This is a genomic window from Pseudarthrobacter sp. B4EP4b, assembly GCF_006680095.1.
Taxonomy (GTDB): Bacteria; Actinomycetota; Actinomycetes; order Actinomycetales; family Micrococcaceae; genus Arthrobacter.
Genome location: NZ_VHIJ01000001.1, coordinates 95,994 through 105,870, shown reverse-complemented (window position 1 = coordinate 105,870; position 9,877 = coordinate 95,994). Strand labels below are relative to the sequence as shown.

Below are 9,877 nucleotides of genomic sequence, written 5' to 3'. Positions count from 1 at the left end.
GACGACGGCGGGCGGTCCCGCCGTCGTCCGCTTCTGTTGTTCAGCGCTCACCTCAGGAAGGTCACGCGGACTCCCGGACCACCAGCTCCGTGGGGATGGTGATGGCCGCGGGGCGCTTGCCGGCGATGACGTCCAGGAGCAGACGGACCATTTCCTCGCTGATCCGCTCGAACGGCTGGCGCACGGTGGTCAGCGCCGGCGTGGCAGCCGAGGACGCGCTGATGTCATCGAAGCCCACGACGGCGACGTCCTCGGGAGTCCGCCGCCCGGCCTCATGCAGAACCTCCAGGGCGCCAAGGGCCATGAGGTCGTTGGCGGCGAAAACGGCGTCGATGCCGGGAGCACGGTTGAGGAGTTCCCGCATGCCCTTGGCACCGCTTTCCTTGCTGTAGTCGCCGTGGACGATCAGGGCTTCATCAAGGTCCGCGCCCTGGTGGTCGCGGTAGGCCTCAAGCCGGCGGATGCCGCCGGAGGTGTCCTGCGGCCCGGTGATGGTGGCAATCCGCTGCCGGCCGGCGTCCTGGAGGTAGCGCAGGACGTCCCGCGCACCTTCGTAGTCGTCGGCCGCAACGTAACCCATCTTCTTTTCGAACCCCAACGGGATTCCGCAGGAGATGGCGGGAATGCCCGCGGAAATGATGTTCGAGATGATCCCCTTGCGGGTGGCGTGGGATGAGACCAGCAGTACGCCGTCCACATGGCCCGAGGTGAGGAATTCCGTGGCCCGGCGCTGTTCGTCATCGGTGCCCGCCAGGATGAGGACCAGCGGGATGTCGTGGACGGCCAGCGCATCGGCGGCCCCGCGCAGAAGGACGGCGAAGTTGGGGTCTTCGAACAGGCGGTCATGCGTTTCGGTCAGCAGGAATGCCACGGAGTTGGCACGGTTGGTAGCCAGGTTCCGGGCATGCGGGTTGACCCGGTAGCCAGTCTTTTTGATGGCGGCGTTGACGGCCTCCAGGGCGGACGGGCTGACCCAGTGTCCGCCGTTCAGCACGCGGGAAACCGTGCCGCGTGAGACTCCGGCTTCTTTGGCCACGTCGTCGATCTTTGGCCTCGGCCGGGAGGTGGGTTGAGTCATGGTTGACAGCCTATCGAGGACTAGGCCTTGACAGCGCCGGCGGCGAGGTCGACCCGCCAGTAGCGCTGCAGGAGGAGGAACATAATGACCAGCGGGACAATCGACAGCAGGGCGCCGGCCAGGACCAGGGTGTAGAGGGCAGGTGCGGAGGCGCCCTGGTTCAGCAGCCCGTTCAGGCCCACCGTGATGGGGAACAGGTGGTCGTCCCCGAGCATGATGTACGGCAGCATGAAGTTGTTCCAGATGGCCACGAACTGGAAGAGGAAGATGGTCACCAGGCCGGGGAGCATCATGGGCGCGGCAATCCGGTTGAAGATGTACATCTCCTTGGCGCCTTCGGTGCGGGCCGCCTCAATGACGTCGCCGGGTACGGATGCGGCAGCGTAGATCCGGGCGAGGTAGATGCCGTATGGGCTGATGATCTGTGGCAGGAGCACCGACCAGTAGGTGTTGGTCAAGCCGGCCTGGGCGAGCATCAGGTACTGGGGGATGGCCAGAATGACGCCGGGGACCAGCACGCCCATCAGCAGGACCTTGAAGATCCCTGTCTTGCAGGGGAATTCGAACTTTGCCAGGACGTAGCCGGACAGCGCCGAGACCCAGGTGGAGAGGATGGCGCCCACACCGGCGTAGAGCGCAGTGTTGGCCATCCAGCGCCAGAAGAGGCCGTCGCGGTATTCGGTCAGGGCCACGATGTTGTCCCACAGGTGCGTGCTGGGGGCCAGCGTGAAGGTGGAGAACAGCTCAGAGCCGTCTTTGCTTGCGGCTGCCACCACCCAGATCACGGGAAACAGGCAGTAGAGCGCGCCCAGGATCAGGATTCCCGTGGACAGGTAGCTCGGATTCTCCTGGACTGAATCAACCCGGATGGAGCTGCGGGAGGTTTTTCCGTTGGCGGTCCGGCGCGGGGCGAGGGTGGTCACGGTCAGTTCTCCTGTCCGAAGGCCCGCTTCTGCACAACGCGCAGGAACAGGAAGGAAATGATGAAGGTGGCGGCGGCGATCACGATGCTGGTGGCGGCTGCGGAGAACACGTCGTTCCGCGTGAACGCGTCACGGTAGACCAGCATGAGCGGGGACCAGCTGGTGGACAGGCTGTTGGCCAGGGGGCGCAGCGTGGTGGGCTCGGCAAAGACCTGGAGCGTGGCGATCATCGAGAACAATGCCGTCATCACCAGCGACGGGGCGATGATCGGGATCTTGATCCGCAGGGCCGTCTGGATTTCAGAGCAGCCGTCCAGCTTGGCTGCCTCGTAGATCTCGCTGGGAACGGCTTTCAACGACGTATACATCACGATCATGTTGAAGCCCACGCCGCCCCAGAGGGCGATGTTGCAGATGGCGAATGTCACGAGGTTCGGGTCCAGCAGCGAGGGGAGTGCGACGCCGAACTGCCGGGCCAGGAAGTGGAAGGGGCTCACCCCGGGCAAGTACAGGAAGCCCCACAGCAGCGAGCTGATAACGGCGGGGACGGCGTAAGGAAGGAAGATGGCGGTGCGGGAGAAGCTGCCTGCCCTGGTCCGCCGGGAGTCCAGCAGGAGCGCGAACAGCAGTGCGAAGCCGAGCATCAGCGGAATCAGTATCAGGCCGTAGAGCAGCACCCGGAGCACGCTGCCCAGGAACTCGGGATCAGTCAGGGCGCTGACGTAGTTCTCGAGGCCCGCGAACACCTGGCTTTGGGAGCCTTTGCCGAGCCCCAGGCCGCTGACCTTCTTTTTCTGGAAGCTCAGCACCAGTGTGTAGACGATCGGTGCGGCCATAAAGACCAGGAAAAGGATGATGCCGGGGGCGAGCATCGCGTAGGGGATGAGCACCCGGGATTTGAAATTTTTCGCCCGCCTGGTGGTCCCGGCGGCGGTATCTGCCGCCGGACCGGGCTTGGTCACAGTCATTGCCACGGGTGCACTTCCTTGTGTGGATTGGAGCTTGTGTGGATTCTTGAAGATGGTGCCGGTTCCGGGAGGGGCCAAGGGATGCCCCTCCCGGAACCGGAGTCTTTTTCATACTTGCAGGGCTTATTTGACGGTGAAGCCGGTCTGCAACAGGTCCTCAACGGTGACCTGTTGCATGGACTTGACGGCGTCGAGGAAGGCGCCCTTCTGCTTGGACTGTGCAGCCTTGGCGAACTGGTCGTTGTAGGCGTTGTAGGCCACATTGACGTTGGGCCCGTAGGTGAAGGAGCTCACGCTTTGCGCGGCGCCGCCAACCACATCGTAGAAATCGGGCTGGTTGGAGAAGAACCCGGGCGCCTCGGTCAGCGCGGACTTGGCACCCTCGGTGTCGGCCGGGTAGATGCCGGTCTCGGTGACCAGGGCCTTGACGGCTTCCGGATCGGTGTTCAGCCAGGTGGCGAACTTTGCGGCGGCGTCAAGGTTCTTGGACTGCGACGTTACAGCGGTGGAGGAACCGCCCCAGTTACCGGTGGAGGGCTTTGCGGCATCCCACTGCGGCATGGGGGCCACTTTCCACTGGCCGGCAGTTGAACCCGCGTTGCCGGAGAGCACGCCCGGACCCCACGCTGCGCTGAGCCAGCCGACCTGCTTGCCGGTGTTCAGGGCCGTGTTCCACTCGGGGGTGTACATCGGCTTGTTGTCGATGATGCCCTCTTCCACGAGCCCGCCCCAGTACCCGGCGACCTTCTGGGTGGCTTCCTTGTCGATGTTGACGCTCCAGGCGTCCCCGTCAATACCCCACCATGAGGCTCCGGCCTGCTGGGTCATGCCCGTAAACCAGCCGGCATCGTTGGAGGAGAACGTGCCCAGGTAAGCTTCGGGATCCGCGGCGTGGACGGCCTTGGCGGCCTGCGCGTATTCATCCCAGGTGGTGGGGACGGAGAGGCCGAGCTTTTCGAAGACGTCGGCACGGTAGTAGAAGACCATGGGGCCGGTGTCCTGCGGAACCGAGTACAGTGCGTCGCCGCCCAGCGTTACATCGTTCCACACGCCTTCGGGGAAGTGGCTTTTAGTTTCGTTGGCTTCGGTGCCGGACAGGTCGGCCAGGGCATCTGCCGCAACCAGCGTGGGAATCTTCTGGTATTCGGCCTGGATCAGGTCAGGGGCGCCGCTGCCGGCCTTGACGGCGGTGAGCAGCTTGGTGACTGCGGGGTCGCCGCCGTCCTGCTTGTTGACGGTGACGTGGATGTTGGGGTTCTTTTCGTTCCAGACCTCCACCACCTTGTCCAGGTTGGGGGCCCAGGCCCAGTAGGTCAGTTCCACCTTTTGGTTGGGATCACTTGCTGCTGATCCGTTGTCCGAACCGGAATTCCCGGAACATCCTGCGGTAAGCATTGCGGCCGCTGCGAGCATGGCCACGGCGCCTGCACGAAATGACTTGCGCATTTCGTCCTCCTTGTCGAAAAGCTGAACGGGTTTCGCTGAATTATCACCCTCATCCGAACCTAGGCCGCATGACTGTGAGCGGTTCCAGTAATCCACATCTGTGTGAGCCATGTCAATAGGAGCGCTGCTCTGGTCTTCCGGCTTTACGCTGTGATAAAACTGGGACCGCACACAGTCCTAAGGAGAATCCCCCATGACAGACGTCCTTCACCGCCCGGCGCCGCAGGCCGCGGCGGCACCCGAGCGCCTACCTGCGCCCTGGGTCCGGCGCCCCGCCGGCCTTTGCTACGGCGGGGACTATAACCCGGAGCAGTGGCCGCGCGAGGTCTGGGTGGAGGACATCGCGCTGATGAAGGAGGCCGGGATCAACCTGGTCAGCATCGGCATCTTCTCCTGGGTGCTGCTGGAACCGCGCGAAGGCGAGTATGACTTCGAATGGCTGGACCATCTGATGGATCTCCTCCATGGTGCAGGGATCAGCGTGGACCTGGGCACACCCACGGCAGCTCCACCCGCCTGGTTCTGGAAGAAGTACCCGCAGGCCCGCCCCGTCACCCGCGAGGGGGTCACCCTGGGCAACGGATCCCGCGGAATGCCCAGCCCCAGCTCGCCCGAATACCGCCGCGCCGCCGCCAACATCACGGAGCAGCTGGCCCGCAGGTACGCCGCACATCCGGCACTGGTCCTCTGGCATGTGCACAACGAGTACGGCGCACCGGTCAGCGACTCCTACGACGAGTACTCCGTGGCTGCCTTCCGCGAATGGCTTCAGGCCCGCTACGGCACACTGGACGAACTGAACCGCGCCTGGGGCACGCTGTTCTGGGGACAGAAGTACGGCGAATGGGACGAGATCGACGCGCCCCGGCTCTCCGCCAGCGTCAGCAACCAGGCCCAGCGCCTGGACTTCCACCGCTTCACCTCTGACGCCCTGCTTGAGTGCTTCATCAATGAGCGGGACGTCATCCGCCGGTATACTCCGGACATCCCCGTCACCACCAACTTCATGGCCACCAACTGCCTGGCTGCTGACTACTGGAAGTGGAGCAAGGAAGTGGACATCGTTGCCAACGACCACTACCTGGTGGCCCAGCGGACGGACAATCACATCCTGCTTGCCATGGACGCCGACCTCACCCGCTCCCTGGCGGGAAACCGGCCCTGGATGCTGATGGAACACTCCACGGGCGCCGTGAACTGGCAGGGCCGCAACATCGCCAAACGCCCCGGCGAACTGGCACGCAACAGCCTCTCCCACCTGGCCCGCGGCGCCGATGCGGTGATGTTCTTCCAGTTCCGGGCATCCAGGTTCGGTGCCGAGAAGTTCCATTCCGCCATGCTTCCGCACGCCGGTACCGGTACCCGGATCTGGCGCGAGGTGCTGGACCTGGGCGATGACCTGAAGAAGCTCGCCGCCGCCAAGGGATCCACTGTGGAGTCCCGGGTGGCCATCCTTTGGGATGTGGAATCCTTCTGGGCACAGGACCTGGAATGGCGGCCCAGCAGCGACCTCAACCACCGCGAACGCATCGAGGCGTACTACACCGTCCTCTGGCAGGCCGGCATCAGCGTCGACTTCGCCCACCCCGAAGCCGACCTCTCCGGATATGGCCTGGTCCTGGCCCCGGCCCTCTACCTGGTGGGGGAAAAGGCTGCGGCAAACCTCGCACAATACGTCCGCGACGGCGGCAACCTGCTGGTTTCCTACTTCTCCGGCATTGTGGACGCCAACGATACGGTCCCGGCAGGTGCCTCACCCGGAGCCCTCCGCGAGGTGCTCGGCGTGGAAATCCACGAATTCCTGCCGCTCCGCGAGAACGAGACCGTCACGCTGGGCAGCGGTGCCGCCGGTACCGTGTGGGCCGAGGAGATCCATCCCGGCACCGCCACGGTCGTCAGCCACTACGTTGACGGCCCGGCAGCTTCACGGCCAGCCGTCACCCGCAACACCTTCGGCAGCGGGACTGCCTGGTACGTTTCCACCAAGCTCGACGGCGGCGACCTCGCCGCCGTGGTGCGTGACGCCGTCGAAGGTTCAGGGATTGAAACGGTGCCCCGGCCGCCGGCCGGACTGGAGGTCGCGTCCCGCAGCGCCGGGGCGGACACCTTCACCTTCCTGATCAACCATGCTGAGACCGACGCCGAGTACCCGGCCACCGGCCGCGACCTCCTCAGCGGCGAAACCGTCACCGGCACCGCAGTGGTCCCCGCAGGAACCGTCTGCGTCATCCACACTGCCGGGAAAGTGGTTTAGGACATGCCCACCGCAACCGCTGACCACATCGAGATCCGGGTCGAGAGCGCCTGCCAGATCGAGGAACGGCTGAACTCGGCCGTGAAGGATCTGCAAGCCCTAGCAGTCCGCGCCGGGACCCACGGCATCCTGGTGACCCGCCTGGAACCCGGCCGTTTCCGGGTCTCCCTGAGCGATCAGGTGCCGTTCGGAGTGACCCGGGAGTCCACTTTCTAGGCCCAATCTCTTTCGCGCCACGCGAAAAAGCCCAGCTACCGGGCCGTCCGGTAGCTGGGCTTTCCCGTTGGGTCAGACGGTTTCGGATGCCTTGGCCGGAACCGGAACGGTTGACTCCCCAGGCGTCGCTGCTTCCGTGGTGGCCGGGGGCACCGGCTTCTTTTTGAAGCGGCTGGTGATGCTGGTGCCGCCGCCGGTGCGGTTCTTGTTGAAGATGTCGAAGCCCACGGCGAGCAGGAGTACCAGTCCCTTGATGAGCTGCTGGTAGTCCGTACCGAGGCCCAGGATGGACATCCCGTTGTTCAGCACGCCCATGATGAGGCCACCGATCATCGCGCCGGCCACTGTGCCGATGCCGCCCTGGACGGCGGCGCCGCCGATGAACGCAGCGGCGATGGAGTCCAGCTCGAAGCCGGTGCCGCCGGCTGGCTGGGCCGAGTTGAGCCGGGCGGTGAAGACCAGGCCGGCCAAGGCTGCCAGGACGCCCATGTTGACGAAGAGCCGGAAGGTGACGGCTTTGGTCTTGACGCCGGACAGCTCAGCGGCGTGCAGGTTCCCGCCGATGGCGTACGTGTGGCGGCCGAAGACGCTGTTGTTCATCAGGGCTGTGTAGGCGATGACCAGGACGGCCAGCACGATCAGGACGATCGGCGTGCCGCGGTAGCTGGCCAGGAGGAACGTGATGATCAGCATGAGGAGGGCGATAAAGGTGGTCTTGGTGGCAAACCAGGCCATCGGCTCGTTCTCCAGATCGAACTTCCTCCGGATCCGGCGTTCTTTGAGTGCCTGGACGAGCAGGGCGACCGTGGCACCCACGCCAAGGATGACGGTCAGCCATTCCAGCACTGAATTGCCGCCGGAGATGTCCGGGAGGAAGCCGCCGCCCAAGGCCCGAAGTTCGGCGGGGAACGGGGTGATCTGCTGGTTCTTCAAGGTGATCAGGGTGAGGCCGCGGAAGATCAGCATGCCTGCCAGCGTGACGATGAACGCAGGGATCCCCACGTAGGCGATCCAGTAACCTTGCCAGGCTCCCACCAGTGCTCCCACCAGGAGGCAGGCGGGGATGGCGATCCACCAGGCCCAGCCCCAATGGACGATCATTACGCCGGCAACGGCCCCGATGAATCCGGCGATCGAACCGACCGAGAGATCGATATGGCCGGCGATGATCACCATCACCATGCCAATGGCGAGGATGAGGATGTAGCTGTTCTGGACCACCAGGTTGGTGACGTTCTGGGGTTCCAGGAGGATGCCGTTGGTCAAAACCTGGAACAGCAGGACGATCAGGATCAGGGCAACGAAGATGCCGACCTGCCGGAGGCGGCTTGTGAGGAAGCCGAGTGATTCTCGTAGGGCGGACATGTCCTATTCCTTCTCTTTGGTCATGTAGTGCATGAGGGTTTCCTGGGATGCTTCGGCGATGGGAACTTCGCCCGTGATGTGGCCGGCCGAGAGGGTGTAGATCCGGTCGCAGATGCCGAGGAGTTCGGGCAGTTCGGAGGAAATGACGATCACGGCTTTACCTTCGGCCGCCAGCTTGGCGATGATCGTGTAGATCTCGAATTTCGCCCCGACGTCGATGCCCCGGGTGGGTTCGTCGAGGATCAGGACGTCCGGGTCCGAGAACATCCACTTGCTCAGCACCACTTTTTGCTGGTTTCCGCCGGACAGCTTTCCGGTGATGGCGGCCACGGACGGCGCCTTGATGTTCATGCTCTTCCGGTAGCCGTTGGCGACAATGGTTTCCTGGTTCTTGTCCACCCAGCCGCCCTTGACCAGCTTCCGCAGGGCCGCCATGGAGATGTTCCGCTTGATGTCCTCGATGAGGTTCAGGCCGTAGTGCTTCCGGTCTTCGGTGGCGTAGGCAATGCCGTTCGAGATCGCGTGGGACACGGTGGAGGTGTTGATTTCCTTGCCGTACTTGTACACCTTCCCGGACATCGCGGTTCCGTAGGTGCGCCCGAACACGCTCATGGCCAGCTCGGTCCTGCCTGCGCCCATCAGGCCTGCGAGGCCAACCACTTCGCCCTTGCGGACGGACAGGCTTGCGTTGTGCACCACCATCCGGGAGTGGTCCTGGGGATGCCTGACGGACCAGTCCTCGATCCGGAGGACTTCCTCGCCGATCTGCGGGTTCCTGTCCGGGTAGAGGCTTTCCAGGTCACGGCCTACCATCCCGCGGATAATCCGTTCCTGGGTGATCTGGCCCTCATCCAGGCGCAGGGTTTCGATGGTTTTGCCGTCGCGGATGATGGTGACGGCGTCCGCTACCTTGCGGATTTCGTTGAGCTTGTGGCTGATGATGATGCTGGTGATTCCCTGCCCCTTCAGGTGGAGGATCAGGTCCAGCAGGTGTCCCGAGTCCTCGTCGTTAAGCGCGGCAGTAGGCTCGTCCAGGATGAGGAGCTTGACTTCCTTCGAGAGGGCCTTGGCGATTTCCACCAGCTGCTGCTTGCCCACGCTGATGTGCTGTACCGGAGTCACGGGGTTTTCGTCCAGCCCCACCCGGGCCAGCAGCTTGGCCGCTTCCAGGTTTGTTTTCCGCCAGTCCACCCAGCCGTTTTTGGCCTGCTCGTTCCCGAGGTAGATGTTCTCGGCGATCGACAGGTAGGGGCTCAGGGCGAGTTCCTGGTGGATGATGACGATGCCGCGTTTCTCGCTGTCATTGATGCCGGAGAAGTTGCAGGGCTCGTTTTCGAAGAGGATCTCACCGTCGAAGGAGTTGTGCGGGTAAACGCCGGAGAGCACTTTCATGAGGGTGGACTTTCCCGCCCCGTTCTCACCGCAGATGGCGTGCACCTCGCCACGGTTGACGTCCAGGGTGACGTCCTGGAGGGCTTTCACGCCCGGAAAGGTCTTAGTGATTCCCCGCATTTGGAGAATGGGTGTGTTCATCGTCAATTCCCACTGACTGGTTGAAAAACTTGGCCGGCCTGCGGCTGCAGGAGCCCTACGGGAAGGGGTTGCGGCCAGGCCGGGGTGGCGGGGC

Annotated in this window: 8 protein-coding genes; 2 read left to right on the top strand and 6 right to left on the bottom strand. The window is 63.9% G+C overall.

The window, feature by feature from the left end:
• Nucleotides 1-61 precede the first annotated feature (61 nt).
• From FNL14_RS00540 to FNL14_RS00525, 4 genes are all read right to left on the bottom strand, one after another.
• Nucleotides 62-1,078, bottom strand: coding sequence for a LacI family DNA-binding transcriptional regulator (locus FNL14_RS00540; protein ID WP_142056711.1), 1,017 nt, complete (start codon nucleotides 1,076-1,078; stop codon nucleotides 62-64).
• A gap of 20 nt (nucleotides 1,079-1,098) precedes the next feature.
• Nucleotides 1,099-2,001 carry a carbohydrate ABC transporter permease gene (locus FNL14_RS00535; RefSeq protein ID WP_142056709.1) on the bottom strand — a complete coding sequence of 301 codons (903 nt, stop codon included), beginning with the start codon at nucleotides 1,999-2,001 and terminating at the stop codon, nucleotides 1,099-1,101.
• Between the two features lie 2 nt (nucleotides 2,002-2,003).
• The gene (locus tag FNL14_RS00530) at nucleotides 2,004-2,969 is read right to left on the bottom strand and encodes a carbohydrate ABC transporter permease (protein WP_091421581.1); all 966 of its coding nucleotides are present in this window, start codon (nucleotides 2,967-2,969) and stop codon (nucleotides 2,004-2,006) included.
• Between the two features lie 123 nt (nucleotides 2,970-3,092).
• Nucleotides 3,093-4,415, bottom strand: a complete 1,323-nt coding sequence (locus FNL14_RS00525) for an ABC transporter substrate-binding protein (protein WP_142056707.1) — start codon at nucleotides 4,413-4,415, stop codon at nucleotides 3,093-3,095.
• A 193-nt stretch (nucleotides 4,416-4,608) separates the two neighbouring features.
• Between FNL14_RS00525 and FNL14_RS00520 the strand changes: the two genes are divergently transcribed.
• Both FNL14_RS00520 and FNL14_RS00515 read left to right on the top strand, forming a co-directional pair.
• The gene (locus FNL14_RS00520; RefSeq protein WP_142056704.1) at nucleotides 4,609-6,669 is read left to right on the top strand and encodes a beta-galactosidase; all 2,061 of its coding nucleotides are present in this window, start codon (nucleotides 4,609-4,611) and stop codon (nucleotides 6,667-6,669) included.
• Between the two features lie 3 nt (nucleotides 6,670-6,672).
• Entirely contained in the window at nucleotides 6,673-6,885 is a 213-nt protein-coding gene (locus FNL14_RS00515; protein ID WP_142056702.1) for a hypothetical protein, read from the top strand.
• 72 nt (nucleotides 6,886-6,957) lie between these two features.
• On the opposite strand, the gene mmsB is transcribed toward FNL14_RS00515, so the two are convergent.
• Together mmsB and mmsA are read right to left on the bottom strand one after the other, a co-directional pair.
• Nucleotides 6,958-8,250: a multiple monosaccharide ABC transporter permease gene (mmsB, locus tag FNL14_RS00510; RefSeq protein ID WP_142056700.1), complete on the bottom strand. Its 1,293-nt coding sequence runs from the start codon at nucleotides 8,248-8,250 to the stop codon at nucleotides 6,958-6,960.
• 3 nt (nucleotides 8,251-8,253) lie between these two features.
• Nucleotides 8,254-9,783 carry a multiple monosaccharide ABC transporter ATP-binding protein gene (gene mmsA, locus FNL14_RS00505; RefSeq protein ID WP_142056698.1) on the bottom strand — a complete coding sequence of 510 codons (1,530 nt, stop codon included), beginning with the start codon at nucleotides 9,781-9,783 and terminating at the stop codon, nucleotides 8,254-8,256.
• Nucleotides 9,784-9,877 lie beyond the last annotated feature (94 nt).